The sequence below is a fragment of the Streptomyces javensis genome (assembly GCF_039525925.1).
GTDB lineage: Bacteria > Actinomycetota > Actinomycetes > Streptomycetales > Streptomycetaceae > Streptomyces > Streptomyces asiaticus.
On the sequence record NZ_BAAAIF010000018.1, the window covers coordinates 1 to 24,289 of the forward strand.

Genomic DNA, 24,289 nt, shown 5'->3' on the forward strand with positions numbered 1-24,289 from the left:
GGGTATCGACGAACCCCAGCAGCACCACCGAACGGTGTGCTAGACGACCAAGATCAATCTCACCGGCACTTTCTGTACCGCAACTACTCACACCCGGGCCCGGCGCGCCCTGCCCGAAGCCGATGCGCCGGGCACCTTCACGCCTGGGGCCGGCCAAGCGGCGGGGGCCGGTGCCGGCCGATGTCCGTCAGGCGGTGCGCCGACCCGCGAGAGTCGCAGGGCGTACCGCGCCAGCGCCGAAGCGCCGGTTGGCCCGGTCGATGGCCGTCTCGATGCGGCGGACGTTCTCCTCGGTGCGGTCCAGCGAGATCTGTTCCGCGACGCGGTCGGCGTCGACGAGCTGATCGGCCCGTACGGTCACCGCGCGGATGCGGGCGCGCTGCAGCCCCATCGCGTCGATGATCCGGTACGCGTGGTCGCGTAGGTCGGCGCTGTGCGCGGTGGCCGTCAGCTTGCGGGCCCGGGCGAGCAGGGAGCCGTCGGCCATCCGCAGTTGCAGCTGGAGGCTGGCGGCGGCCTGCTGGCGCTCCCGCAGCCGGGCGCTGATGGTAACGACGGCGTCGAGGATCGCGGCACGCACCCGCGGGCCGTCGAGTTCGTCGTAGTCGAAGTGGCGGACCTCGGTGGTCGACCGGGGCAGCGCGGTGGGGGTGACGCGCCGCGGGTCCTTGCCGCGGGCGCGCTGCTGCAGAGCCCGGCCCGCCCGGCCGCCGAGGATCCGCTGGGCAGTGACGGTCGGGATGCTGGCGAGTGCGCCGATGGTGTGGACGCCGAGGCCACGCAGAGTCTCGGCCTGGCGGGGGCCGACGCCGTGGAGGGCGTCAATGGGCAGCGGGTGCAGGAAGGAGGCGATGGCGACAGGGTCGTCCAGGACGAGACGGATGCCATCGCGGAGGGGGCGGGCCGAGGCGGTGGCGGCCAACGCCCAGTTCGGTGCGACACCCAGGTGTACGTCGACGCCGGTGTGGGCGAGCGCTCGGACCCGGACGATGTGGGCGAGCTCGAGGGGAGTGCGGCGGTACAGCCGCAGGACTCCGGCGACGTCGACGAGGGCGGCGCCGGGCGGAATAGCCTGGACGACGGGCGAGATGCGCTCGAGCACGGTGAGCACGGCGCGGTACGCGTGCTCGGCAGTGCCGGGCGGGACGCGCAGGTGCAGAACGTGCGCGCGCCGAGCTGCCTCCTGCGGGTCGGGCGCCGATGTGGTCACCCTCTCGAATGTATCGAACCTTTGTTCCAATCGCAGGGGAAGGCCACTCCCCCGTGTGACCTTCCGTCTCATACGGGGCCAGGGCTATGGTGACTCTGGGAGCTGCCCGCCCCCTCGGTGCGGTCGCCTCGGCGGCCGGCGTGCAGGAAGCCCAGCAGGGTAGCGGGCCTCATCGCCTGCCGGCTTTACGCTGTAGCACGGTGCCAGCTCAATTGGTGCGCTTGTTCGTCAGGTGCGGCCCGACGTACCCCACCGACACCAGTCCGGACGCGCCTTTGCCCGCCAGGTCGTCCAGGAAGTGCACCCGCGGGCAGACGGTCCCGCGGGCCGCGAGCTTCAGATGAGCCTGCATCTCCACCTTCCGCCCATCGGCGGCCGGGAACATGCGCTCGTGTCCGTACGCCGCCATGGTGGCCGCTGCCTCGGTCATGGCGACCTGGCTCACCGGGTAGACACGGGCCCCGGCGGGCGGGTTCTTGCAGAACTGGTGGAAGCCGCCAGCGTAGCCCTCCTGTTTGATGTGCTCCGCGTACGAGTTCAGTGCGGTCAGCCCGCTCCATGCCTTCGCCGCCCACGTCCTGGCCTCGGCGTGCTCGTCCAGCCCCAGCGCGATGCGCCGGTCCGCCGTCACGCACAGGTGCGGGAAGGCATCGACACGGTCCCACAGCTCCTCGAACGACACCGGGATTGCGGGCACCACCTCGGTGGCCGCGGCCACCTCCTCCCAGCGACCCTGGCGCAGCAGCATGCTCCGCAGGGCGTCGGCCTCGGCACGCGCCTGCTCCAGCCCCGACAAGGTCAACAGGTGATCCTCCATCTCAGCGTCCAACACCGCGGCCGCCGCCTGCAGCTGCTCGGCCAAGGAGGCATTGGCTCGCTCGGCCAGCCCAACGGACCGGCCCGCCTCGTCCAACTGCACGCTCGCCACCTCAAGCAGCTCGTTCAACACGGCGATCTCGGAGCGCAGGGCATCCTCCGTCTCGCTGGCCTGCGGCGCCGACGTCATGGTCATGGCGCGGGCCTTCTCCATCGACTCCTGCCGCTCCTGACGCCCCTGCTGGGCCAGATCCGGGAAGGACACCGTGCGCAACGCCACCGGCTGGGGCCGGTCGAGGGCCATCCGCTGCACAGTGCGGGCGACGCCGTGCCACGCCCGGTCGCCGGGATCGGCCCAGCGGGCCAGCGCCAGCCACCGATGACGTGCGGCGTCCGGCTCCCAGGCCGGGTCCACCTCGGGCAGATACGTACGCACGGCTCCCGGCGTGACCCGGTGATGCTCACCGACCGCCTCCCGCAGTGCGTCGGCCGCGTCGGTGTCCCACAACACGTATAAGGAGGCGTCCCCAGCAGCTCGCGGCATCGTCGCCGCGACCCGCTCGGACCACAGCGGATCGGGATGTCGAGGACGGGAGGCGACGATGACCGGCAGGGTCCGGTCCGGGTCGCACAGCACGTCGACGAGCTTGGGTACGTTGTCCGCCGTGACGCGCAGCCCCTGCACGCTCAATCGGGACACACCATCGTGGGGCTCGAGTTCCCGCACCAGTTCCTGCACCAGCCGGGGTTTACCGGCGCGCAGCGGTCCGGGGCTGTTGGGGAAACACTCCAGGTCGACCTTCACCGCGCCGGGATGCTCGAGCGGGCACACCGCCGTGACGGTGGTCCGCCAGGTCGCCTCGTCGGTGTCCTGCCGGAGCTCCAGCCGCATGGCGCACTCCGAGCCGTCCGCTGCGTAGGCGGCATGTGAGGTCAGTAGAGAGACACCGTCGATGCGATGCTGCCCGGAGCCGAGCGGGACACGGCGGCGGTACTTCTCCGCCAGCCACTTACCGAAGGCGCCGCGGACGACGTCCAGGAGGTCGCCGCCGACGTGGCGTGCGGTGCAATGCGGGACGGGTAGGACGGACCGGTAGGCGAGGGTGGTGATTGGGCTGGTCATCTGGCTCCTTCCGAGGTCAGGATCACGCGGGCACGCGGCCGCGAGGTGTCCGGTACGGCTGTGGGCCGCCCCCGGCAGAGGGGCGGCCCACACAGGTAGTGACGGCGACGATCAGGGGAAGGTGTTGTTCAAGAAGTCGGCGAAGTGCCGAGCGGCCCGGCGGGTTCTGCGGCTCCCGTCGCCGGAAACGGTGCGCATCTTCTCCAGCAGCACGTTGGCGTGCACGATGTTGATCTCCCGTTTCTCGCCGACATAGTCGCGGTGGAACTGCAGGTGGCCTTCGTTGGCGACAGTGGCCTGGTGGACAGGGAGTACTTGGCCCACGCCGATGCTTCCCAGCGTCTTGCGATTGCGCTCCAGGGCGTCGCGTACCGTCTGGCTGGCCTCGAGCACCCACTCGACCGCAATGTCGCCGTCCAGGGCGCCGCTGTGCAGCGCGCCGTCCTCGTCGAGGTAGATCTCAGCGGCAGTGGGCCATGCCCAGTCCATCAGGACCATGACGGTGTTGGCGGACGGGGGAACGCACAGGTGGTAGACGCGGTCGGGATCCTGGCCGATCGCGCGGGCGTGCAGGAGCCGCCAGCCGTCGTTCCGCAGCGGGTCCAGGCACTCGGTGGTGGCCCGTGTGAGCCGGGCGTTGCGTCGCGTGGCTCTGTCCGGCCGAGCACGGCCGACTTGGGCGCCTGCGACGGCGGTGGTGCCGCCGATAGCGAGCGCCCAGCCCACGCCGCCGGTGAAGGCGCCGACAGCCGCTCCGGCCAAGCCGGTGGCCAGGCCGTATCCAAGCGTGTTCGCCGCGCGCTCGGCGCGTACGCGTACCGCGTTCACCGGGTGCCTTCCTCGGTGTAGCGGGGCAGTACCCGGTCCGCCGCCGCAGCGACGGTCGCAGCCCGGGCGGGATCCGGTGGGCCCGCCAGAGAGCGGAGCACCGACAGCAGCCGGTCGGCCGGGACGACCCGGATGCCGTCCAGGGTGAACCCGCCGCCGGAGACGGGCGCGTTGTGCATGGCGATCAGGGCGGTTACCGGGACCCGAGCGCCCAGTTCCTTCCGCAGAGCCCGCTCGATCTGCCGCGTCTCGTACTTCACTGACCTGATGACCCGGCCGTAGTGCAGCTCGCCGTGGAAGAGGCGGCCGTTGACGGCGTGCACCACGAAGTCCCGGCTCCATAGCTTCGCGTCGGTGGTGAACACGCGTCCGCTCGGCGCGACAAGGAAGAAGTCGCAGTTGGCCACGTCCGCCTCGGGCACCTGGCGGTCGTACAGCCCGTACCAGCCCTCAGGCCCCAGGGCCCGCAGCAGCTCAGCCGTGCGCCGCTCCCCCTCGGCGCCGGCATCCCAGGCGGCGATCTCCGACGCCGCCTCGGCGCTGAGCGAAGCGGCGAAGCCGAACCGGGCCTTCAGCCGTGCCCACCGACCGGTGGGCTGCTGGGCGGCTCGCAAGGTGTCAGCCCGGGCCTGCGCGGAGTTCTTGGTGCTCATGCCCGTGCCCCCAGGACCTCGAGGGCGTGCACCTGGTACAGGGTGGTTCCGTGCCCGCGGAACGCGACCGCGCCGGACGCCCAGCCGCACGTGCACCGCAGTTCGGCCGAGGAGCCACCGCCGGTAGCCTGCCAGGCCGGGATGTGCTGGCAGTCGTTGGCCCAAAGGCGCGCGGCGTGCTCGGGGCAGGCGTAGCCCACAGCCGAGGAGGACATCCAGCCCTCGCCGTGCGAGCCATCCGTCCCCGACCACGCAGCCACCAGGTCGACCTCGTGGGTACAGCCGGGCAGGAAGCACAGACGCCGGGTACTGCCGCGCTCCTCCCACTCCTTCCAGCTGGCACCGAGTCCGCTGATGAGCAGAGCCAGCACGTCGTCACCGAGCACGGCGCCCAGGTCCCGGAGCCCGGTCGGCTTGCTGGCCGCCGCGAGCGCAGCCTGGGCCCCCTCCTTCGCCTCGGCGGCCCACTCGTCGATATCGGCCCCGGCGGGCTTGGTAATGTTCCGCTCGATCCACAGGCCGACGCCCAGCGGGTGAGGCCCGTCTCCTAACGGCCCGCGGTAGAAACTGGCGAGGGCCGCTGCCCGCTCTGAGTCGTCGAGGGCTACGTAATACAGCGCGCGGGCGGCGAGAGCGGCGAGTCCTCCGGCGGTGGTCTGCCAGGCGAGGGTGGCCGGGTTGCGGGGCAGCGGCAGGGCCACGGTGCGCAGGTACAGGCGGGCCAGCTCCTCGAGCACCTCCTCGATGGAGGCGCCCTTCTCCTCGAGCTGGTCAGGCGCAAGTTCGGTCGTCTCGGTCACGGCGGCCGTTCCTTTCGTCAGTGGTCAGGTTCCGGGCGGTGCATACGGCACCAGCGGGGTGTCACCGTGCAGGTAGAGAGGGTGGAGGGGCTGTCCGGCGTTGGTGGTGCCGAGGCAGCGCAGGCCAATACCGCGCCGCAAGAGCCGGTCGGCGACCTGGGCCGCGCGGTCGCGCAGGACGCCGTGCCCGCCCCACGCGGCGATCACGAGGGGCGAGCAGGCGACGGTGTGGTCGATGAAGGAGTCGGCGTACGGAAGGCCGACTGGGTCGGGGTCCGTCTTCAGATCGGCCGGGTCGGTCGCGCAGCGGGCGAAGAGATTGACCACAGCCAGCCCGCCGGCCTTCTCGCGGCGGGCGAAGCCTATGCAACGGGTGATGGTTGGGTCGTTGTCCCGGGCACCCGCCGTGGAGGGGTTGAGCATGATGAACACGGCGAGCGGCCGGGCCGGGTCCCACAGCCGGGTCAGCAGGTAGCGGTGGGTGCGGGCGGCGTTGAAGACTGCCGTGCCCAGGGGCTGGTCGGCGAACCCGTGGTCCTCCTCGACGACCAAGTCGGCCAGCGGCCGGGCGGCCACCGCGCTGGTCACCGGCTGTCCTGCGGGCGGCGCCGGATCTCGAACTCGTCCAACAGCTTCCTCGCGACGCCCTGGTGGTGCTCGCGCTGCGGCTCCGGCAGATCGCTCCACGCGAGCCGGGGCGAACCGGCGGGCCGCGCCGGCTGCGCGCGGCGGGTACCGGCGCGGGCGGTGTGCGCGGCGTGGATCCGCTCGGCCAGGTCGTCCCCGCTGACGCGCTGCGACTCCACGAAGCGCTCCAGGTGGGAGTGGAAGTCGCGATTGAACCGCGCGTCGGCCAGCGCGTGGTGTTCGTCGGCGAGCTGGACGGGCGGCTCGGGCGCGCCGAGCTTGCGCCGCTCGACCTCCAGGTCGGTGAAGATGCGGGGCACCCCCGGCGGCATCTGCAGCCAGTCGTTCCCGAACAGGCGGTGCAGGTAGCCGATGTCGTCCTTGCCCCAGTTGGCCAGCAGCTCCGGCTCCACGGTGCCGGTAAAGTATGCGGCCACCTCCTCGGCGATCTGCGTCGCCGACCGGCCGTAGCGCCGGCAGTCCGGGTGGTCGGTGTCCCAGGTGATCTGGTCGATCGAGCCGTCCGGCCGGCGGGCGATGGTCACCGGAAGGTACGGCAGGACGTGGTCGGGGATGAACGAGTGGTCGGCCAGGGCGTCGAGGTCGGCGTCGAGGTTGACGGCGTAGTAGTCGACGGCAGGGCTCGCGTCGTCCGTCAGTCCGATGGACAGCAGGCCCGTCAGGGTGGGATTGCGGGGGTCGAACTCCGTGTCAAGGTAGACGCGGCGCTGTTCAGCGGTCATGAGGATGACTCCTTGGTCGGTTTGGCCGACCGGTCCGGCCGGTGGTCTTCAATGCGCGGGACGCCAGCCTCGACGTGCTCGGCGCGGTCGGCGGCGGCGATGAGCGCCAGGCCGAGCCGGCGGGCGTCGGTGGGGAACATGGCGCCGAACTCCTCGCCCGGCTCCATGCAGTCGGGCGAGGAGACGTAGACGGCGCCGCTGGTCTCGGGTTCGTCGACGGTGCGCACCCACCAGGTGGGCGTGGTGTGCCGCTGGGTCACGGTGCGCTGCTCGATGACCCACTCCCAGCCCGGCATCGGGTGCCCGGGCGGGTTGATCAGGGTGGGGCGAGGGCGCTCGCCGCTCTGGGCGAGCGCCACCAGCTGCTCCAGCTCCTTTCGGACCTCCTGGAGGGTGAGGTTCTCGATCACAGATGGCCGCCGTGGGTGCCGAACCCGTCGAGCAGCTCGTGCAGCCAGCGGTACTCGTGGCTCACGGCGAAGCTGCGGACGCGGGCGACCTGCTCACGAAGCTCGGCGGTCTCGGCGGCCACGACCGCGTCGACGCGCTCGTTGAACTCGGCCTCGTCCTCCGGCGCCTCGTGCGTCATGTACGCGGACAGGCGAGCGCGGGCCTCCGAGATCGTGGGCGTTGCAGCCTCCGGCGTGATGTAGCCCCGGCCGTCACAGGCGGAGCAGGCGGCCACACTGGCCTCGGCGACCTGGGCGGCCCAGTACTCGATCGCCCGGTCCCACTCGACCAGCGCCGTCTCGTAGTTGGGTCCGTACACCGCGGCGGGGACCGGCAGGTCCAGGCTGCGGTCGACCAGTACCGGGACGGTGCGTCCGCTCTTCAGTTTCCTGCCGCGCCGGTCGGTGTTGTACCGGATGGTGGTCCGCGGCGGGTCGAAGGGGACCTTGACGGTGACGTGGATGCCGGGCTTGCCCTGGTAGTCGACAAAGCAGTACTGCACCTTGGGCATCGTCTTGATGTGCTCGGCGACGATGTCCTTCAGGCCCGGGATGTGGCCGGGGAAGAGATGGCGGTACTCCGCGCGCTGGGTCAGTTCGTGCGGGAGCTCGGCGCGCCACTGCGGCTCGTTCGGCGCCGGGGGCTGGCGTCCCTCGAGCGGCATGAACGGGCCCTCGTAGACGTGCTCTACCGGTACCAGGTCCTCGGTGATTCGGTCGTACAGGTCCCAGTACTCGTCGTGGGCGTTCGATCGCTCGTTCCAGTCGTCGACGCTGAGCTCGGCCGGGTACCGCTCGGACAGCGCCTTGGGGTCGGTGAGCTTGTAGCCGACGGTCTTGGGGCGGGGCTGGTAGATCGCGGTAATCCGTTCGGCATGCCGGTCGGAGACGTACCAGTTGCCCTTGGGGTCGGCGAGCGGGACGAGCCGGTTCATCGGCTCGCCGTCGGCGAAGAGTCCGGTGCGCTCCCCCGGCGGCCTGTCGGGGTCGGGCAGGTAGTACAGCCACCGGCCGTCGGGATGGCGCAGGGCGTAGCGGGGCAGGTCGGTCACGGATCCGTGGCCTTTCGAGTCGTTGCGGGAGCTGAGGCGAGTAGCGGCGGGCCGCCGCCGATGAACGCCAGGAACTGCACGGTGATGTCGAGGCGGCCGCGCCCCGCCGGGGGGAGTAGCAGGGCGCGGCCGGTACGTGCCCCGGGGGTGGGGCGCGCAGAACAGACACTAGCTAAAACCCAATACGTAAGCAACGGGTTTACGCGTCGAGGTGGTACGCCACGGGCCGGACCCCTCTGTCGAGGTCCGGCCCGCTCCAGCGCAGATGTCCGCCGCCTACCCGGCCGACGTCTCCAAGTCGGTCGCCTTCTTCAACTCCCCTACCAGTGCGGTGAGTTCGTTGGTGTGACGACCCAGCGTCTCCGCCATACGAGACACCCGGGCGCGGGCCCGCTGCTGCTCGATGTGCGGCTGTACGAAGGCAGCCAGGGCCTCCGCCGCCTCATCGGTGCCGACGAGGCGTCCCCACCCGTTCGCGCCGAGCCGCCCGCCCAGGGCCTTCTCCAGCCGTTTGAGCAGCGTGAGCTTCTCCTCTACCCGCCAGTCTTGACCGGCACCGCCCTGTTCGCGCAGCCGCTCCATCTCCTGGCGGTGCTGAGCGGCGAGTTCGTCGCGCTGGCGCCGCAGCGCGTTCACCCGCACGGTCTCGGTGTTGGTGATCAATGTGACCAGGAGCCCGGTGGTCAGGTCAGGTGTACGCCGGGTGGGTTCGACCAGGACCTGGAAGCGCCGGCCGCGGGCCTTGGGCACCATCAGTCCCCAGCCCATGGGGATCTCGTCGGGATGGGCGACGTCGGTGTTGGGCACCACCAGCCAGAACCGCGAGCTGTAGGGCCACCACGCTTCGGCCTTGCCCGGGTCACGCAGTTCGCGAAGCCAGTCGGTGCGCTGGGTCTTGACCTCGCATACGTCGATCTCGCCGCCACCCCTCGAGGCCCAGGTGCCGATGTGGACGGCGTCCGCGCGGCGTCCGGTCTGCCCTGGGGCAGTGACTTCGGTCAGGAAGACGGCGCCGGGCAGCGCCTCGCCCGGCTTGATGAAGTGGTCGCGCAGCATCTGGGTCAACGCCTCGGTCGTGGCGGACGGGATGCCTCGGCTGGCGCGGCCGCGTTTCGCGGGGACGGACAGCGCGGTCTGCGCGCTCGCTGTGTTCATCGGCCACCCCCTCCGGCCGGTAAAGCGGACGGTTGCGGTGGTGTCATCGTGTCCTCTCCTCGTGGTCGGTATCGGATGGTGGTCAGGCAGCTGCCAACGCGTGTGCGCGACGCTTCCGGTACGCACGCACGTACGCGCGGTGCGCTTCCCGGCAGGGCTGGCAGGGCTCCTCCCAGCGGCGCAGGTGGCGGTGGTAGGCGGCTTCGGTGCCGCATGGCTTTTGCACGCGGCTGCGCTTGCGGCGCGCGGCGGACTCGAGGCGGCACGCCTCGCGGCAGGGGCCGCAGGCGGGCTCACGGCGCCGGCGGTGCCGGCGGTATCCGCGCATCGTGCCGTGTGGAAAGGGCTCCTCGTCCGTCTCCGGTGGCAGCAGGTGGCGCTCGGCGACGGACAACAGCGTGGCAACCTGCCGGTCGGTCGCCTGGATGCCCATGCGGCGGACGGCGTACAGCATCGCGTCCAGGGCCTGGTCGTGGCCGTACGCCTCCGGTGTTGCGAGCGGCAGCGGGGCTGGGCTGGCCCGCTCGAGGGTCCCGACCGCCGTCAACGGAGCTCCGCGCACTCGGCGACCGGAGCGTGCGGGGTGCACTCATATCCGTGCTCAGGGCAGGTGATGTCCTTCCAGCCCTTGCGCCAGGCGCGCTCGCTCATCATGGCCGGCGCCCACCCGGCGGCCGGGTGACCATGGTGCTGAAAGCCGAAAGCGCGCGGCTCGGTGCTGCCGGGGTAGAGGGCCACGCCCTCGCATCGGAAGGTGACGCCGTTGCGCACGTAGAGGCGCTCGGCCTCGAAGAACGCGTCGTCCACTACGTCGTCGGTGTCGTCGAGGTAGAGGAGCCGCCTGCCGAGGGCCTCGCGCTCTTGTTCATCAATGGCCAGAGCCCCGGGTTGGCCGTCGCTGGTGGTGCACGGGATCCAGCTGGTGTCGTCCGGCGTTGCAGGCGGGTAGACGTCCTTGTTCCAGCGTAGTTCGATCACGGTGGCGGTGTCGTTCACGGCACGATCCCTTTCGGACGCGGGGAGACGAGGACGAAGGCCCGCTCCGGCTCGTGGCGAGTCGAGCCGGAGCGGGCAGCCGGGGGCGATTCAGCCGAGGCCGCTGAGGACGTTCTCGGCGAACCGCACCGCCGTGCTCCGGTCCATCTGGACGGGCTGGTCCTGGTCCGTGCCGGTGGCGGCCCGCTCCAGGAGGGTGGCGAGGTAGCGCAGGGCGTTGGCGGCGCAGGCCAGGGTGGCATCGTCGTCCTTGGGGCGGACGATCACCGGCCCGGTCAGGCTGAGTTCGCCCAACGTCTGGGACATGCAGATCTCGCCATTGATCTGCCCGACCGCGCCTCGGTCGGTGCCCGGGTCGCCGCTCGAGGCGAAGGTGATGCGGGGGTGTCCATCAGCAGCGAAGACTTCGACCGAGGCCGAATCGATGTCGGACTTCTCCAACGCGGTGTTCGCCAGGACGGCGAGCATCTCGGCGGTAGTCGGCAGCGGCATTGGCGGGACCTTTCAAGCGGACCGTGGTGATGGCAGCAGAGCTGGGAGAGGGAAGAGCCGACGGCGAGCGGCGTCGTCGCAGCGTTCGTCGAGGGTCGGCCTGATGGCCGGACCAGGTGCGGCCCGGCCATCAGGGGAAGAGGCGCTCCTCTACGCGCTGGGCAGGTAGAAGGCGACCAGGCCGCTCTTGTTGCGCGCGGGGGCGGCGAAGAGAACCTTGTAGGTCTCGGCCGCCGAGTCGCCTGCCGTGCCGAGAGCGACGAAGACCTTCAGCAGCAGGCGCACCTGCTCGCGGGTGGCCTCGCTGTTGGGCGGGTTCACTCCGGCGGTGCGGGCGGCACGCTTGAAGTCGTCCTCGGTGAGCCGGTCGACCATCGCAGGGGTCGCTTCGGAGCCGAACTCGACGTAGAGGGCCATAGCCATCTCGATGGACTTGACCAGGCGGTTGTGGGCGATGCAGACCTCGCCCGGGGTGCCCTTGGCGTACACGTCGCGGGCGGTGCGCAGTGCCGTCATGGTGGGTCTCCGTTCTCGGGGTTGGGTGAAGCGGGTGCCGACGTGGCTGGCAGTACGGGGGCCGGGGCCCGTGGGCCCCGGCCCGGGCCGGTCAGGCGACCGGCGGGGTGATCCGCACCTCGTAGTGGTTGGCGCGGATCTGGCTGGCCGCCGCGCGCTGGTTGGAGGCGCTGACCCCAGTGAGGCTGGCCGCGTGCGCGAGGTGCAGTTCCCGGCTCTGGTGGGCGTCGGGCCCGGCCAGGGCCTTCAGCTCGGTCTCTACGGTGGCGACCTGGTCGGTCGGTACGCCGTAGCGGACCGCGCCGGGGACCGTGTGGCCGTTGGTGTCGATCAGGCGCATCTCGTGCTGCATGCCAGCTCCTTGGGTGTTTCGCGTGTCTTTGTCGGCACCTCAGACACTACGCGAAACCCAATACGTAAGCAATAGCTTCAATGGTTTCGGGGCATGCACAAAGGCGGCCTCCGCGAGGAGACCGCCCTGGTCAGAAGCCTGCGGGCAGGAGGCCGGCCACCGGGGCGGGCCCCGACGTCCCGCCCCGACAGAAGGCCGCCGCCTCATGCGGCGTTCGCCGCCTGATCCCGCAGGAGCTCGCTCGGCGAGATGTACACCCGCCGCCACGGCGGGGTGCGGCCCGCCTCTCGCTCCTTGGCCTTGGCCCGCTCCCAGGCTCGGGAGACCGCGGCCTCCGTCGTCTCGAGGCGCTCCGCAACCTGCGCGACCGTCAGGTCCGTCCATTCCATGAGGTGGACGAGGACCTCGCGGCGGGACGCGGCGTCCAGGATGACCGACTCCCCCAGCAGGAACCGGTCGGCGAGGTTCTCCCCCTGCCCGAGCAGCGACACCCGCGCATCGGTCTGCGGCAGCGCGGAAGGGTTGTCGATGAGGTCGTCGTCCCACGCGAGCGGCCCGTGAAAGCCAGCGGCCTGTGCCGTTCGGCGTACCCGCTCGGCAACCCAGGCCCGGATGCCGTGGTCCTCGGGACGCTCGTTCCACAACTCGTCGTACAGCTGCACCACCGTCTTCGCCAGCGGCACCGAGGTCCGCGCGAAGTTCAGCGAGTTCCGGAAGGAGCAGTACGGCCGTCCGGCACGCTCGGCCAACATCGCCCGCGACCACCCGCCGACCGCGAGCGCCTCGACACGACGCCGTGTCCCGGTCGGGTCTACGGTGGCGCTGTCGGGGAAGTCCTCCAGCTTCGGCCAGAACCCCAGGACCGCCTCACCGATCTCCCGGGTGACCTTCTCCCCCGGCCCGTAGCCGTAGGTACCGGTCGTCACGTGGCGCAGCGCCTGGGGCTGAAGTCCCAGGGCCTGTTCAACCCCCTTGATCGGCATGCCCAGTTCGGCCAGCGCCCGCAGGTGCGCGCGGACCGGCTCAGCGGGCATGAACGGGTCCCACTGCCCATAGGCGATCAGTCGCCGCCGCCGGGCGGCCCAGCGGGCGTGTGCCGCCCGCTCGGCCGGCCCACGAGTGGGGGTCGCCGTGCTCACGCAGCCACCTCCAGCGACTGCACCGCGCGCGTGGAAGTACCGACGTGGACGCCGAGGTACTCCGCGACGTCGATGTGGCGGGCACCGCTTCCGCGCAGGCGCCGGATCTCGTCGGCGTGGTCGTCGTGCAGGCGCTGCCACAGCGGGCGACGGTCGCGGGAGGCGCGCCGGGCCAGCGCCTTGCCGCTGGCCCCGATCCACCACAGCGCGACCCGCACCGTGATCGCGTCCACCGTCAGGCCCTCGCCGGTGAGGATCTCCGCCATACGCCGCGGCGCGTAACCGCCGTTGCGCAGCTTGTGCAGCCGGTAGCGCCAGCTCGGGGAGAGGAGCTGCTCGGCGCGTTCCAAGTCCGGACGCTCACCGATGAGTTCGGCGACCTTCAGCACGCGCCGCTGGGCCTCGTCCAGGCCACCGACCATGCCCTCGGTGTCGGCGATGCCGTCCGCGGCACGGTCGGTGAGGCACGCGACGCGGACCGGGCAGGACAGGCAGATCTCGCGGGCGCGGGCCCGCGCCGCCGGGCCGGGTCCGAAGAAGTCGTCGGCGTTGGTGGTGTGACAGGCGCTCTGTTGCGCCCAGTGGCTGCCCTCGGCCGAGGCGGGGCGGCCGGCGAGGACGGCGGCGGGGGTCATGCTGCTGCTCCCAGGGGGTCGAGAAGGGTGAGGTGGTCGGGGGCCATCTGGGTAAGGTCCGTGACCACGAGGACGATTTGGGGGCCGGTCTTGAGGACGTCGCCGAGGCGCATGTCCGGGCCGATGACGCGGGTGGCGTCGTCGTCGGTGAGCACGCCGGCGTCGACGACTCCGTCGAGCGCGGCCTTCGCCGAGGGGTACCAGTTGCCCGGGTCGCGGCGGCGCCGGTCCTTCGCGCGCAGGTAGCAGGTGACGTATGCGCGCTCGAGGTGGGGCACGCGGGCGACCTGGGCCGCGATGCGGGCGGCCTGCCGCAGGGCGCGGGTTCGGTCCGAGCGCTGCAGGTGGTGCAGTCGCTCGTTGCTGGTCATCAGGGTGAGCCCGGTGGGCAGTTCGATGTGCCAGCTGCGCGCAGGGCTCGGGGTCAGTTCCGCTACGGTCATCGTCCGGCCTCCGCTCGGGCAGCCGCCGGACGCGTCTCGGGGAACTCCTGGTGAAAGCGGCCGTCGAGTTCGTGGCCCGCCGCCTTCTTGCCGACGCTGTAGACCTGCGTGAGGTTGGCCCGGTGGTGCCCGGCGCGGATGGCTTCGCCGTAGCAGGGGCCGTCCGGGTAAGCCAGGTCGCCGGGGGCGTACACCGTGCCGTCGTTGGCGAGGGTCACGCCCTGGCCGCGGGCGCCGCGCACGATGCGGCCCTCGCCGTCCAGCGGCGCCTCGAGGCCCCACTGTCCCCACTGTTTGAACCAGTAGCGCACGTTGGAGTGGGCGCACTGGTCGCGCAGGAGGCGGAACCAGTCGGGGTGTGCCGGGCGGGCACCCGGGCCGGACTCGCCGCCGGCGACCACCCAGTCGAGCCGGGGCCCGGTGACGAGCGGATGCATCACCAGACCGGTGCCGGTGGTGTACCCCTCGCCCAGGCCGGGGCGTCCGTCGAGCCAGTAGGTCAGCTTGCTGCGGCCCCCGTGCAGGTCGACCTTGCCCCACAGGTCGATCGGGCCCAGGAGCGGTTCGGCGCTGATCCACCGTACGGCGGCCGGGGTCTCGAGCAGGGCAAGGATCCGCATGTCGGCCGTCTTCTGATCCTCGACGGACACGCCGAGCCACAGGTTGGGCAGCTGCCGGAGCTGCTTGAAGGTGGCAGGGTCGCAGACGCTGACGCCTTCCTCGATCCACTCCTCGGCGCCGCGGTGCCGGTAGGCGTCCTGACGTGCGTGCCGTCCGACTGCCTGCCAGAACCCGGGCTTGCCGAGCAGGGACCGCATCCGGCCGTGCCGCTTGGTGAGGACCTGGTAGGTGTGCCGGGGCGTCACGGCCATGATGGCGAAGATGCGGGCGATGAACTCCTCGGGAACCTGCTCGTGGAACAGGTCGCTCTGCGAGTTGACGAACACCCGCAGCGGCTTGCGCCACGTCAGCGGGTCGGGCAGGCGCGCCTCCACCAGGTTGACCTGGCCGGTCCAGTCCAGGCGCCCGTCCGCCCTGTGGACGGTTCCGGCGTACGCCGCCGCGATCTTCGGGTTGGGGTTGTAGGTCCGGATGTTCGCGGTACGGATCGCGTAGCAGCTGTCACAGCCGCGCGTGACGCGAGTGCAGCCGATGATGGGCGACCACGTCTTGTCCGCCCACTCAATGGCGGTGTTCGTCGACACGGCTGTCCTCCTCCTTCGGGGGTGTGTTCATCAGGAACGAAAGGTCGAGGTCGGTCCGCGGGTGCCACAGGCTGAGCGAGCCGGTGTAGGGGATCGGGTCGATGGCGCGCAGGTCGGCGATCTGCCAGTGGAAGACCGGGTCGAGGACCGTGGGATCACCCCATGGGGCGCAGCAGCCGCCCGTCTCCTGGTGGCATTCGGCCAGCCGTCCGTACGCGACGATCGCGCCGGTGACGAAGTCGTCGAGGTCGGGTACGTCGGGAAGCGCGGTGATCCGCGGATCGCTCAGGGCGTCGCGGTCGACCTTCTGGCCGGCGTGCAGCAGCACCGTGGCGCCGAGCAGGGCGGGCGGGATGGGCCAGGTCCGGTTCTCGATGTCCTTGCCGCCTGGCTGCAGCAGCGCCCAGGGCCAGGGCTGTTTGACCGTCAGGCCGCGTACGGGCAGGGCGGGTTCAAGCATGGATGAACTCCCGGGCGGCGTAGGCGAGCAGCTGCTCGGCGGTCTGTTCGGTGACGTATAGCCGGGTGGCGATCTGCGCCGGGGTGAGGCCCAGGCGGGTCTGGGCGACCGCCTCGGTCGCCCAGACCCGCACCCGGTCGGCGACCGGCACGCAGGAGCGTCCGATGCTCAGGCTGTGGCCCTTGGCCCGCTGCGCGTGGCGGTCGCGGTGCGCGTCGTAGGCCGCGGCGCAGCGGTGGCAGTAGCAACCGTGCGTCGGGACCCCGGCGGCCGTGCCGTGCCACTTCTCCTTGCCCGTGTACAGGCTGCGGCCTTCGCGGGACGGGGGCAGCCAGTCCTCGGCCAGTTCGGTCACCGTCCGCGGGGCGCTGGCCTCGGTGATCTGCTCGGGGCAGGGTCTGGGGCAGCCAGCGCACAGCGTGACCGCCGTACGGCGGGCGGCGGCCTGGGCTTCGGAGTCCTCGTCCTCGAACAGGGCGTCCCACACGTCGAGGCGGTCCGTGCACGGCAGGGTGACGGCGACGGTCGCGGCCGTCACGAGCGCTTCCCGTGGGTGCACGTGCCCTGGAAGCAGGGCAGGGCACGCTCGCGCCACTCCTGCTTCGTCAGGCGCTCCATGGCCCATCCCTCGGCCGCTTCCCGGCGCCGGTCGGCGACCTTGGGCACGAACTGCTTGTGCGCGTCCTCGGCCAGGGCACCGACGGAGTCGACGTACGTGGAGCTGACGGCGCAGCCGGTCGGCGCGAAGCGGACCCAGTGGTCGGTGGTGGCGGCGCTCACCGGGTGTCCTCCTGCGGGCCGGGCGTGTCCTGGTTCTCCAGGTCGCGGATCGCCGCGTCGTGGGCGGCGCCCTCGATACCGGCGACCTCCTCGGCGAGCGCCAGGGCGTCCTCCAGGCCGAACCGGTAGACGCTGCTGGTGCGGAAGTCGACGATGGGGCGCCAGGCGCCGTCGGACCAGACGCGCTTACCGAAGAAGGCTCCATCGGTGACAGCCCACTTGCTGTCGTACGGGCCGGGCCCTCGCTCGACAGTGAGTTCGGCGTAGCCGCCCAGGCGGTTCTTCAGGGGGACACGGAAGTCCCGAACCAGCTGCATGCGGGCGTTGAGGGTCTCGGCGCGGTCAGCGAGCCAGGCGATGGACTGAGCCAGCGGGGTGTCCGGGTCGGTCGGTACGCGCCGCGGTTGACTGGCCGGGGCGAGGACCTCGGCGATGGTGCGCAGCTGGGCTTCAGCGGCCGCGGCACGCTGGTACTGCTCCTGGACGATTTGGAGGAGGCGCCGGATATCGCTCGGGGCCTTGGCCATGAAGGTGGCGTCGGCGAGGAGCTGGGCGTAGTCCTGCTCCTCGTCCCAGTCGGCGTGTTCGGGGATGTTGTCGATCGGCTCCTCGTCGAGGCGGGCGATCTGACGACGGCACCGGTAGCCGTGGCCGGTCTCCTCCAGGCCGGCGACGACCTCGACCAGGGTGCCCTGGTCGTAGACTCCCCAGTCACCGTCGGTGGCGGCGGCTTGCCGGGCATCGACTTCGGTGAGGTAGTCGGCGTGCTCGGCGGGGTAGTTCGTGGGATTCGTGGTCATTCGGTGGAGTCCTCGTCTCCCTGACACGCCTCGGCCTCGCGGCGGACGGCCGCCAGGTCGTCGGGGTGCTTGAGGGGCTTGGTGTGGACGTGGTGGTGGCGGCAGCGACTGCGGGCATGCAGGCGGCCGTCGCCGAAGTACAGGTCGCTGAAGTCGTCGACCAGCGCGATGGCGGTGCCGTCGTCGTGGCCGGTCCAGTCGTCGGGCTCGACGGGGAGCATGTCGTCGCCAGCCGAGCCCCAGACCAGCGCGGTGTTGGTCCAGCCCTCATACGCGGCGGCCTGAGCGGGGCTCTGCTCAGCCGGGTCAAGCGTGACGGCGTTGTCGGGGTGGGGCGGGCCGGGCTGATCGACGCGCAGGCGGGTGGCGAAGTCCGCGACACTGAGGGGGCCCAGGCGGCTGGTGTCCAGCTTGGCGGCCGCGCTGGCCAGCTGGGCGGCGATGCCGAGCTCCCGGGTAAGACGGGTCAACTGCTCGGGGCTCCCGGTCAGGATGACGTCGCCGATTCGCACGGTGCCGAGGTAGCGGTCCCCGTCCGCGACTGCATCGACGTCGTAGTCGGCGGCCGCGGACAGGTCGACGCGGACCTCGGGAGGCGCTGTCTTGGCGAAGTAGGCCAGGATGTGGCGCAGCAACTTCCGCATGGATGGGCTCCTCGCCGGTCAGGATCGGCGGCCGGACAGGCTCTTGAGGTCCTGGTCGAAGCGGAGGCCGGCCGTGTAGCCCTTCGCGTACTCCGGGTCGGCGAGCTCCTCGATCCAGCCCTTGCGGACGTCGGTGATGTCCGGGGTGCTGGTCGCGGCGTCCGCGCGGCCGTCCATCAGCCCGGCGACGTAGGGGGTCGGGTACGGGTCGGCGCTGGCGGCGGGGGCGGTGACGATGGTCGGGGTACTCATGGCGTAGCTCCTGTGTCGGCTCAGGGGCGGTCGGTCAGGTCGGTGGCCAGCGCGCGGGCCCAGGCGAGCCGGGCGTGGTGCGTGGCGGGGTCGGTGCGGAGGTTGTGCGCGGCGTCGACCAGGTAGGTGGTGGCCATGGGCCGGCGGATGCCCTCCAGGAGCAGCTCGGCGTGGCGAGCGGCGTGGGCGGCGTCGGTCGGGGTTACGGGCCGGGTGTGGTCGAGTTCGGTGAGGTAGAGGGATATGACGGTGCGGGTGGCGCTGTGCATGGCGGGGTCTCCTGTCCGCCGGTGGCCCGGGCCGTCTGGCGAGTTCGGCCGCCGCCCGGTTTCCCGGTCAGGCGGCCAGTGCGGTGGCCTTGTGGTCGAGGTCCTCAGCGACGCGCAGCAGGCGGCCCATCACCTCGGTACGGGTGGGCGGCCGCGAGTGCCGGTCGGGCGCGGTATTGGCCCAGTGGCTGACCCGGTCGATGACCTCGTCCGGGCCGTCTGCGTCCATGCTGCTGTCGAGGGTGTCGTAGACCGCGCGGATGGCCGCCATCGCCCAGACGCTGGCCTTGATCAGCTCGATCGCGGCGTCAGCATCGGTACGGAAGACCTCAGGCAGGACGCCGGTGGCGCCTTGGTAGATCGCCAGGCAGACGTCGAGCTCCCCGTTGGGTCCGATGAAGCCGTCGCTGTCTCCGGTGAGCAGGCCGTGTTTCTCGATGAGTTCGACGGCCCTGCGCAGATGACCGCGGGTATTCATGGCGATGTGCTCCAGCGGTTCGAAGGGATGAAAGGGCGGTTGGAGGGCCGGGCGCGAGGGAGTGGACACCTCGCGCCCGGCCCGGGGTCCGGCCCGGCCTCGGGAGCTCGGGGGTTGCTCGACCGGCAGGTCGGGCCGGAGTTGGGGGTCAGTCCCAGCGGGACTCGAAGGTGCTGTCGGGGCGGCCGTAGTTGTCGTCGTTGGCCAGCGCCCAGGCGTGCTGATGCTCGGCGCATCGGGTGATGCCCTCGGCCTCGTACGCCTGGTGCGCGTCGAAGATCAGGCCGCAGTCGTGGCACTCGGCCACCTCGTGCCCGGCCGGAAGGGCGATGCCCACGTTGGTGGCCGCCTCCTGGGCGATCTGGGCGCGCTCGGCGGTTTCGATGAGGCCGCCGCCGTCGGTGGCCGCCCCGCTCTCGTAGCCGAGCAGCTCCATCAGGGCCCAGTGCATGTCCTGCTGTTCGGGGGTGAGGTCCTGCAGCATGCGCTCGGTGGGGAGCTTCTGGAGCGGGCGCTCGGGCGCTATCGCGGCCATCGAATCCCTCGATTCGTAGCGGTGTGCGTTCTCTGTCGGCGCTCCAGACACTACGTTAAACCCAATACGTAAGCAAGGGGTTTAGATGAGGTGGGTACGAAGAAACCCCCTCCGGGAGCCGAAGGGGGTTGAGGGAAGAGAATCCGGGCCATGTCGCCGGCGCCCGGACGGGGGGGATCAGGGGTTGGACCGTTCGTGGTGCTCGCTGTGCAGGACCAGCAGATCACTCAGGGAAACGAGATGACGTCTGCCCACCACCCAGATAACGCCGGCGCCTCGGGCCTGGCGGCGCAGAGTGGAAGCCGAGACCGGGTGACCGGTGCGCTCGAAGAACCTCGCCCCGGTGGTGAAGTCCACTAAGTCGTCGGGTGGGGTGGGGCTTGAGGAAGAAGTCGGCATGGAGGATCACCATCATCGGGCCAGGTCCCGCACAGGTCGGGGTCCTTCGAGGGGGAGGGGTGGGCGGTGTGCTCAGTTCGCAACCCGGTACTGGCGATCGGCTACGTGCTCGGCCGCCAGTTGGGTCAGCGTCCACATCCGCGGTTGACCGCGAACAGCGCAGTACCGGTTGACGCACATCGCCGCGTTACTGTCTTCCACCCAGACCAAGCCAAATGTCCGGCAAGCCGGGCAGCGCTCAGGTCGGATGACGTCCTTATCGCCCATCAGCAGTGCTGTTGAGGTGGCGTGCCGCCACTCCATGGCCTCGAGGTAACGCTTCCAGTCCAGGCCGAGCTCCTCGGCTTGGACGCGGGCGCGTCTGTAGACGCTGGCGCGGCCCGAGTCACCGGAGGTGTTGGAGGAAACTGGGGCCTGCCGGGCGGCGGCGATGAAATCGGCTACTTCGCCATCGCAGGCCGCCAGGTGGTCCAGGACCAGGGTGTTGGCAGGTGCGGAGCCGTGCACGCGACGCGCGGTACGACTGGCCCGGCTGCCAGCAGTGGACCCCGCTCGCTTCCAGTCGTCAGTATCGAGTTCGTCGAGAAGCTGTGCGGGCTCCTGCGCACTGGCGGTCGGTCTCGCGCCCGACGACGGCTCGATCATGTTCCCCACCCCCATGGAGCACCCGCACCCAGACGTGCGGTGGGGCGCACAGGATGGGGGGCTACGCAGTGTGCTGATCTACACGCGATTGCAGCCCAATCATGTCACGGGCACATGCGTTCGGGCACTGATTGACGGTGGAAGGTCTTCCGCATACCGCCTTGTTACCGGAACGGGACAAACGCCCGTTCGGCAGCGCTATTCGCCTGCGGGAAGGAAATCCGGTGCCCGGACCGCCTCGACGGCCAGCTTAGCCAGGTACTCCGCCTGGTCTTCCGACAGCACTCCCTGATCCCGTGCTCCGTTGATCAGCAGCCCGAATGTGGCGGCCGTGATCCGGTGGCACTCGGCAGTGCTCGGGTCGCGCAGGGTCCGGCCCTGGCGCAGGAAGATGCCCTCCCAGAAGGCGGCCACCTGCTGGTCGCCTACCGGCTCTTCGGCTGACGCCGGGGCGGCCGGGCGCAGCGGGATCACTGTGGCGTTCGTCGGCACGGAGCGCCCATCGTGCTCCGAGCCAGACTCGCCGCGTGCGGCCAGGCTGGGTCCCATCACTCCACCCACCTTCTTCCGGCTCTGCAATCTCGGTTCACACGGGCTTGCCGCCGGTGGCCGCCGTGCCGGGCCAGCGTGTCAAACACCTCAGGGTGTTAGCCAGAGAAACCGATGAAACGCGTCAGAATGATGTCGGAAACCGCAGACTTGCACACTTTCTTCATAACCAAGGGCGCCCCCACACACGTGAGCTGCCGCGTCCGATGTTGCCGACAAAGAACACGCACACGCCGTGTATGGGGGCGCCAGAGACCCACCAGGGAGGTGCGCACACCCCCCGGTGACACCGTGAGTGTAGCGCGCGATGGTTCCAACCAACAGCGATCTTCGACGTGGTGATTGCGGGGCAATCACTCCACCGCACGTTCCCCCTGCCAGGCCGAGGAGTGATTGCGGCGCAATCACCGCTCCTCTACTTCGAGACTCGCTTGAAGCCCATGGCCCTGGCGACCTCCAGGTAGTCGGCCGTGGCGTCGCCGGCGCGGTCGAAGTAGAGCAGCACCTTCTGGTGTGCGTACGACTCGGGAATCTTCGTCGAGCGACGGATGCCCAGTTGCCCCTCCCCGCTTCCGGGCAGCACCAGGTCGCCATACGCCTCTTTGGCCATCTTCTTGCCGTCGTCCCATACGGCGCCCTGCGAGCGGTGCGAGGGAACGTCGACGAGCAGAACGCCAGTCAGTTGGGCGTGTGCTCCGTACTCGACGAACTCTTCCTGCACGGCTGCGATCTTCTGCTCGATGCGAGTGAGGCCGCGCAGCTCCTTGAAACCCGGTTTGATGCAGGCGACGACCTCGTCGCTGACCAGGATCGCGCCGATCACGACGAGGCCGAGGCTTCCGGGGCAGTCGATGATGATGACGTCGTAGTCGCCCTTCACGGGGTCCAGGAGCCTCTTCAGCCACAGCTCTCGCGCCATGGCCGTGGTCAGGTACTGCTCGGCGTTCTCCATCTCCCCCGAGCCGAGCACCAAGAACAGGTTGTCGATGACCCTGGTGCCCTCGGCGCCATGGGGGCCGCAGAGCGCGGGCACGATCGCGTCCTGGAGCTTCACGCTCTTGTCGGTGAGGCAGTCGTAGATGGTCTTTTGGCCCTCGAGCTGGTCGGGGAACATATAGCCGAGCGCGACCGACGCGTCGCACTGATCATCCGCGTCGACGACCAGTGTCTTCAAGCCGAACTCAGCGAGCTGAGCACCGAGGCTCACAGCCGAGGTGCTCTTGCCGGAGCCACCGACCTGGTTGGTCATCGAGATGATCCGGGGAACACGGTCTGCCTGGACGGTCATGTGAGATCTCCACAGTGATTGCCCCGCAATCACGCACGGGCCTGGCGGGGGAGTAGCGCCAGGTAGTCATGTCCCGGGCGTGCGCATGGCGGGTGAGTACGGGTCCTGCCGTGCAGTCCGCCAGAGCCGCCAGCTGCGCACTGGTCGAACGCTGGGGGAGTGAAGTGATTGCCCCGCAATCACCGCGTGCGCGGGGCCGGCGCTGTGGGCGCGGCAGGCACGGCAGGAAAAGGGAATGCTGGGCCGCACGTTATCGCGGGCAACGGCCGAAACGCCAGTCGCCCCGGCGAGATTTCATTCGCCGGGGCGATCGACAGGTTGAGCAGGGCGGCTATGAGTCGCTCAGCATGAGTTCCTGCAGTTCCTCGAACTCTTCGGGACTGAGCTGCTGCTTGAGGTCGGTGTAGATGTCCTTGACGGTGGTCACCGCGATGACGCCGCGGTTGGTGATTGTGGACAGGCTTCCACTCGAGGACTGTTCAGCTCCAGTGTCGTTGCCCGTCGAGGAACCGCTGGTGGAATCAGCGCCGGTGGTCTCCGGTGAGGGCTGGGGAGAGGGATCCTTCTGGTTCTCACCGGGGCTGGGGGTCTGCTCGGGGTTTGTCTTCGTGTTTCGCTGCTCGGGGAGCGAGTTCTGGCCGCTGTCCGCGGGTCCGGACTCTTCCTTCCCTCCCTGGTCTCTGCCGGTGCCTTCCTGCTGGTTGCCACCGGTCGCACCGGTCCCGGGCTGGCCCTGGCTGTTGTCTCCGCTGCCCTCCGAGTCGTGCGGCTGCGGCGGGGACGGCAGCTTCTGCTGTTCCAGCGGGACTTTGCTCTTGGCGATGGTCTCCGCCTCGTGGAAGGAGAGCGTGCCGTCGACGAATGCCTGCTGCAGGTCCGGACGGAGGCTGGCCAGAACGGTGGCGGCCTCCTTGATCGGCAGGAGTAGCTCCCCGCCGAATTCCACGTCCAGGCCCCTCTGCTTGCACCAGTGGTCGATGACCGCCTGCTGCAGCGGCTCGATGAGCTTCAGGAGCTTGATCTTGTGAGAGATGGCGGTCTGGGATACCCCGCCAAGCCTCTTGGCCAGCTCCCGCTGGGAGATGTTGAGCTCCCCCAGCGCCGCCTGGTATTCCGCGCCCTCTTCGATCGGGTCGAGCCCGAGCCGCTGTTCGTTCTCCTTGATGGCGGACAGTCGAAGAGAGGCGTCTTCTGCCACGGTCTTGCGGATGAAGACCGGTACTCGCTCGAGACCCTTCAGCTTCGCAGCGGCCAGTCGGCGGTGGCCGTGCAGCACAACGTAGGGTTTGCCGGACTTCTCCACATACTCCCGCTGATGGGGGTAGTGAGCGATATACGCGGCTGAGGTGACGACAGTGAGCGCCTGGACGACACCGTCGCCGTCGAAGGATTCGGCAAGTCCTTCGACGGCGCGGAGCCTCTTGCGGCCGTTCTCCGGGCTGGGCAGCAGGTCCGCGACCGGCATTTCGGCCGCTCCCTTGCTGAACAGGCGCTGTTGTTCTGCTGCCGCTCGGGTGTTGTTGAGGTTGAGATTCGGCATTCCGGCCATGGAGTCTCCGGGGTGGGGTGGTGCTGATGTAGTGGGTCTCAGCCGCTGAGCTTATCCGTCGAGGCAGCTCAGTCGGAGGGGTGGCACCTGATTGCGAGCAGCCACTGTGTCCGTGATGGGCGAAAAGCACCCTCGTCGCTGGGGTCTGCCGGAGAACGGCAACGGCTCAAGGTGATTGCGGGGCAATCACCCAGCGTTGGAATCGACAGTGTCGTCCAGCTCAACGGCGCCCAGTATGCCCGCTCCTTCGCAGGCAGGGAGGACGACACCTCGATGTACTTCGGTTTCAGGAAGACTGTGTCCTGTCTCAAACGATCGTGGGCAGAGCGGGGCCGGTGACCTGGGGTGCCCACGATCGGATGAGACGAGTGCGTCTTCATGTCTCAATTGATCGTGGGCGTCCTGTG

The 24,289-nt window shown here is 70.1% G+C and carries 32 protein-coding genes; all 32 read right to left on the reverse strand.

Going from position 1 to position 24,289, the window contains the following annotated elements; all coding sequences use genetic code 11:
- Positions 1-187: 187 nt before the first annotated feature.
- Positions 188-1,210, reverse strand: coding sequence for a DNA polymerase Y family protein (locus ABD329_RS18135; RefSeq protein ID WP_309142747.1), 1,023 nt, complete (start codon positions 1,208-1,210; stop codon positions 188-190).
- Between the two features lie 208 nt (positions 1,211-1,418).
- Positions 1,419-3,149 carry a hypothetical protein gene (locus tag ABD329_RS18140; protein ID WP_198277761.1) on the reverse strand — a complete coding sequence of 577 codons (1,731 nt, stop codon included), beginning with the start codon at positions 3,147-3,149 and terminating at the stop codon, positions 1,419-1,421.
- Positions 3,150-3,260: 111 nt separating this feature from the next.
- Entirely contained in the window at positions 3,261-3,977 is a 717-nt protein-coding gene (locus tag ABD329_RS18145) for a hypothetical protein (RefSeq protein WP_198277760.1), read from the reverse strand.
- Entirely contained in the window at positions 3,974-4,630 is a 657-nt protein-coding gene (locus ABD329_RS18150; RefSeq protein ID WP_198277759.1) for a nuclease-related domain-containing protein, read from the reverse strand. Before ABD329_RS18150 ends, ABD329_RS18145 begins: the two co-directional genes overlap by 4 nt.
- On the reverse strand, positions 4,627-5,430 hold the full coding sequence (locus tag ABD329_RS18155; protein WP_198277758.1) for a hypothetical protein: 804 nt from the start codon (positions 5,428-5,430) through the stop codon (positions 4,627-4,629). Before ABD329_RS18155 ends, ABD329_RS18150 begins: the two co-directional genes overlap by 4 nt.
- 24 nt (positions 5,431-5,454) lie before the next feature.
- Positions 5,455-6,018: a DUF1643 domain-containing protein gene (locus ABD329_RS18160; RefSeq protein WP_198277757.1), complete on the reverse strand. Its 564-nt coding sequence runs from the start codon at positions 6,016-6,018 to the stop codon at positions 5,455-5,457.
- Positions 6,015-6,800 (reverse strand): hypothetical protein, encoded by a 786-nt coding sequence (locus ABD329_RS18165; protein WP_198277756.1) that lies wholly within the window; start codon positions 6,798-6,800, stop codon positions 6,015-6,017. Before ABD329_RS18165 ends, ABD329_RS18160 begins: the two co-directional genes overlap by 4 nt.
- Complete coding sequence (locus ABD329_RS18170; protein WP_198277755.1) at positions 6,797-7,210, reverse strand: hypothetical protein; 414 nt, start codon at positions 7,208-7,210, stop codon at positions 6,797-6,799. The genes ABD329_RS18165 and ABD329_RS18170 overlap by 4 nt, the downstream gene beginning before the upstream one ends.
- Positions 7,207-8,301: a hypothetical protein gene (locus ABD329_RS18175; protein WP_198277754.1), complete on the reverse strand. Its 1,095-nt coding sequence runs from the start codon at positions 8,299-8,301 to the stop codon at positions 7,207-7,209. Before ABD329_RS18175 ends, ABD329_RS18170 begins: the two co-directional genes overlap by 4 nt.
- A 276-nt stretch (positions 8,302-8,577) precedes the next feature.
- Entirely contained in the window at positions 8,578-9,456 is an 879-nt protein-coding gene (locus ABD329_RS18180) for a hypothetical protein (protein ID WP_198277753.1), read from the reverse strand.
- A gap of 82 nt (positions 9,457-9,538) precedes the next feature.
- Positions 9,539-10,003 (reverse strand): hypothetical protein, encoded by a 465-nt coding sequence (locus tag ABD329_RS18185; protein WP_198277752.1) that lies wholly within the window; start codon positions 10,001-10,003, stop codon positions 9,539-9,541.
- Positions 10,000-10,452, reverse strand: coding sequence for a hypothetical protein (locus tag ABD329_RS18190; RefSeq protein WP_198277751.1), 453 nt, complete (start codon positions 10,450-10,452; stop codon positions 10,000-10,002). Before ABD329_RS18190 ends, ABD329_RS18185 begins: the two co-directional genes overlap by 4 nt.
- Before the next feature lie 90 nt (positions 10,453-10,542).
- On the reverse strand, positions 10,543-10,944 hold the full coding sequence (locus ABD329_RS18195; protein WP_198277750.1) for a hypothetical protein: 402 nt from the start codon (positions 10,942-10,944) through the stop codon (positions 10,543-10,545).
- Between the two features lie 150 nt (positions 10,945-11,094).
- A complete protein-coding gene (locus ABD329_RS18200) occupies positions 11,095-11,460 on the reverse strand; it encodes a hypothetical protein (RefSeq protein WP_198277749.1) in 366 nt (121 codons plus the stop codon).
- 91 nt (positions 11,461-11,551) lie between these two features.
- Positions 11,552-11,812 (reverse strand): hypothetical protein, encoded by a 261-nt coding sequence (locus ABD329_RS18205; RefSeq protein ID WP_198277748.1) that lies wholly within the window; start codon positions 11,810-11,812, stop codon positions 11,552-11,554.
- A gap of 203 nt (positions 11,813-12,015) precedes the next feature.
- Positions 12,016-12,951 (reverse strand): helix-turn-helix domain-containing protein, encoded by a 936-nt coding sequence (locus ABD329_RS18210; RefSeq protein WP_198277747.1) that lies wholly within the window; start codon positions 12,949-12,951, stop codon positions 12,016-12,018.
- The gene (locus ABD329_RS18215; protein WP_198277746.1) at positions 12,948-13,586 is read right to left on the reverse strand and encodes a WhiB family transcriptional regulator; all 639 of its coding nucleotides are present in this window, start codon (positions 13,584-13,586) and stop codon (positions 12,948-12,950) included. The genes ABD329_RS18210 and ABD329_RS18215 overlap by 4 nt, the downstream gene beginning before the upstream one ends.
- On the reverse strand, positions 13,583-14,029 hold the full coding sequence (locus ABD329_RS18220) for a RusA family crossover junction endodeoxyribonuclease (protein WP_198277745.1): 447 nt from the start codon (positions 14,027-14,029) through the stop codon (positions 13,583-13,585). Before ABD329_RS18220 ends, ABD329_RS18215 begins: the two co-directional genes overlap by 4 nt.
- Positions 14,026-15,234 (reverse strand): DUF5131 family protein, encoded by a 1,209-nt coding sequence (locus ABD329_RS18225; RefSeq protein ID WP_198277744.1) that lies wholly within the window; start codon positions 15,232-15,234, stop codon positions 14,026-14,028. The genes ABD329_RS18220 and ABD329_RS18225 overlap by 4 nt, the downstream gene beginning before the upstream one ends.
- Complete coding sequence (locus ABD329_RS18230) at positions 15,212-15,694, reverse strand: ASCH domain-containing protein (RefSeq protein WP_198277743.1); 483 nt, start codon at positions 15,692-15,694, stop codon at positions 15,212-15,214. Before ABD329_RS18230 ends, ABD329_RS18225 begins: the two co-directional genes overlap by 23 nt.
- Positions 15,687-16,232, reverse strand: a complete 546-nt coding sequence (locus ABD329_RS18235) for a hypothetical protein (RefSeq protein ID WP_198277742.1) — start codon at positions 16,230-16,232, stop codon at positions 15,687-15,689. The genes ABD329_RS18230 and ABD329_RS18235 overlap by 8 nt, the downstream gene beginning before the upstream one ends.
- Entirely contained in the window at positions 16,229-16,474 is a 246-nt protein-coding gene (locus ABD329_RS18240; RefSeq protein ID WP_198277741.1) for a hypothetical protein, read from the reverse strand. Before ABD329_RS18240 ends, ABD329_RS18235 begins: the two co-directional genes overlap by 4 nt.
- Positions 16,471-17,274, reverse strand: a complete 804-nt coding sequence (locus ABD329_RS18245) for a hypothetical protein (RefSeq protein ID WP_198277740.1) — start codon at positions 17,272-17,274, stop codon at positions 16,471-16,473. The genes ABD329_RS18240 and ABD329_RS18245 overlap by 4 nt, the downstream gene beginning before the upstream one ends.
- Positions 17,271-17,918 carry a hypothetical protein gene (locus ABD329_RS18250; RefSeq protein ID WP_344316647.1) on the reverse strand — a complete coding sequence of 216 codons (648 nt, stop codon included), beginning with the start codon at positions 17,916-17,918 and terminating at the stop codon, positions 17,271-17,273. Before ABD329_RS18250 ends, ABD329_RS18245 begins: the two co-directional genes overlap by 4 nt.
- Positions 17,919-17,936: 18 nt before the next feature.
- Positions 17,937-18,170, reverse strand: coding sequence for a hypothetical protein (locus ABD329_RS18255; protein WP_344316648.1), 234 nt, complete (start codon positions 18,168-18,170; stop codon positions 17,937-17,939).
- 20 nt (positions 18,171-18,190) lie between these two features.
- Entirely contained in the window at positions 18,191-18,439 is a 249-nt protein-coding gene (locus ABD329_RS18260; RefSeq protein ID WP_198282317.1) for a hypothetical protein, read from the reverse strand.
- Between the two features lie 67 nt (positions 18,440-18,506).
- Positions 18,507-18,917 (reverse strand): hypothetical protein, encoded by a 411-nt coding sequence (locus tag ABD329_RS18265; RefSeq protein ID WP_198282318.1) that lies wholly within the window; start codon positions 18,915-18,917, stop codon positions 18,507-18,509.
- A gap of 148 nt (positions 18,918-19,065) precedes the next feature.
- A complete protein-coding gene (locus tag ABD329_RS18270; RefSeq protein WP_198282319.1) occupies positions 19,066-19,452 on the reverse strand; it encodes a hypothetical protein in 387 nt (128 codons plus the stop codon).
- A gap of 471 nt (positions 19,453-19,923) precedes the next feature.
- The gene (locus ABD329_RS18275) at positions 19,924-20,496 is read right to left on the reverse strand and encodes a hypothetical protein (RefSeq protein WP_198274948.1); all 573 of its coding nucleotides are present in this window, start codon (positions 20,494-20,496) and stop codon (positions 19,924-19,926) included.
- A 198-nt stretch (positions 20,497-20,694) separates the two neighbouring features.
- Entirely contained in the window at positions 20,695-20,988 is a 294-nt protein-coding gene (locus ABD329_RS18280; RefSeq protein WP_198274947.1) for a hypothetical protein, read from the reverse strand.
- 472 nt (positions 20,989-21,460) lie between these two features.
- Positions 21,461-22,333, reverse strand: coding sequence for a ParA family protein (locus ABD329_RS18285; RefSeq protein WP_198274946.1), 873 nt, complete (start codon positions 22,331-22,333; stop codon positions 21,461-21,463).
- A 331-nt stretch (positions 22,334-22,664) separates the two neighbouring features.
- On the reverse strand, positions 22,665-23,873 hold the full coding sequence (locus ABD329_RS18290; RefSeq protein WP_198274945.1) for a ParB/RepB/Spo0J family partition protein: 1,209 nt from the start codon (positions 23,871-23,873) through the stop codon (positions 22,665-22,667).
- Positions 23,874-24,289: the final 416 nt, after the last annotated feature.

Excerpts from the sequence above, each read along its gene's own strand:
- ABD329_RS18140 (WP_198277761.1), bottom strand. The coding sequence starts at position 3,149 with ATGACCAGCCCAATCACCACCCTCGCCTACCGGTCCGTCCTACCCGTC.
- ABD329_RS18150 (WP_198277759.1), bottom strand. The coding sequence starts at position 4,630 with ATGAGCACCAAGAACTCCGCGCAGGCCCGGGCTGACACCTTGCGAGCC.
- ABD329_RS18165 (WP_198277756.1), bottom strand. The coding sequence starts at position 6,800 with ATGACCGCTGAACAGCGCCGCGTCTACCTTGACACGGAGTTCGACCCC.
- ABD329_RS18180 (WP_198277753.1), bottom strand. The coding sequence starts at position 9,456 with ATGAACACAGCGAGCGCGCAGACCGCGCTGTCCGTCCCCGCGAAACGC.
- ABD329_RS18195 (WP_198277750.1), bottom strand. The coding sequence starts at position 10,944 with ATGCCGCTGCCGACTACCGCCGAGATGCTCGCCGTCCTGGCGAACACC.
- ABD329_RS18200 (WP_198277749.1), bottom strand. The coding sequence starts at position 11,460 with ATGACGGCACTGCGCACCGCCCGCGACGTGTACGCCAAGGGCACCCCG.
- ABD329_RS18205 (WP_198277748.1), bottom strand. The coding sequence starts at position 11,812 with ATGCAGCACGAGATGCGCCTGATCGACACCAACGGCCACACGGTCCCC.
- ABD329_RS18215 (WP_198277746.1), bottom strand. The coding sequence starts at position 13,586 with ATGACCCCCGCCGCCGTCCTCGCCGGCCGCCCCGCCTCGGCCGAGGGC.
- ABD329_RS18220 (WP_198277745.1), bottom strand. The coding sequence starts at position 14,029 with ATGACCGTAGCGGAACTGACCCCGAGCCCTGCGCGCAGCTGGCACATC.
- ABD329_RS18230 (WP_198277743.1), bottom strand. The coding sequence starts at position 15,694 with ATGCTTGAACCCGCCCTGCCCGTACGCGGCCTGACGGTCAAACAGCCC.
- ABD329_RS18245 (WP_198277740.1), bottom strand. The coding sequence starts at position 17,274 with ATGACCACGAATCCCACGAACTACCCCGCCGAGCACGCCGACTACCTC.
- ABD329_RS18250 (WP_344316647.1), bottom strand. The coding sequence starts at position 17,918 with ATGCGGAAGTTGCTGCGCCACATCCTGGCCTACTTCGCCAAGACAGCG.
- ABD329_RS18255 (WP_344316648.1), bottom strand. The coding sequence starts at position 18,170 with ATGAGTACCCCGACCATCGTCACCGCCCCCGCCGCCAGCGCCGACCCG.
- ABD329_RS18260 (WP_198282317.1), bottom strand. The coding sequence starts at position 18,439 with ATGCACAGCGCCACCCGCACCGTCATATCCCTCTACCTCACCGAACTC.
- ABD329_RS18265 (WP_198282318.1), bottom strand. The coding sequence starts at position 18,917 with ATGAATACCCGCGGTCATCTGCGCAGGGCCGTCGAACTCATCGAGAAA.
- ABD329_RS18270 (WP_198282319.1), bottom strand. The coding sequence starts at position 19,452 with ATGGCCGCGATAGCGCCCGAGCGCCCGCTCCAGAAGCTCCCCACCGAG.
- ABD329_RS18275 (WP_198274948.1), bottom strand. The coding sequence starts at position 20,496 with ATGATCGAGCCGTCGTCGGGCGCGAGACCGACCGCCAGTGCGCAGGAG.
- ABD329_RS18285 (WP_198274946.1), bottom strand. The coding sequence starts at position 22,333 with ATGACCGTCCAGGCAGACCGTGTTCCCCGGATCATCTCGATGACCAAC.
- ABD329_RS18290 (WP_198274945.1), bottom strand. The coding sequence starts at position 23,873 with ATGCCGAATCTCAACCTCAACAACACCCGAGCGGCAGCAGAACAACAG.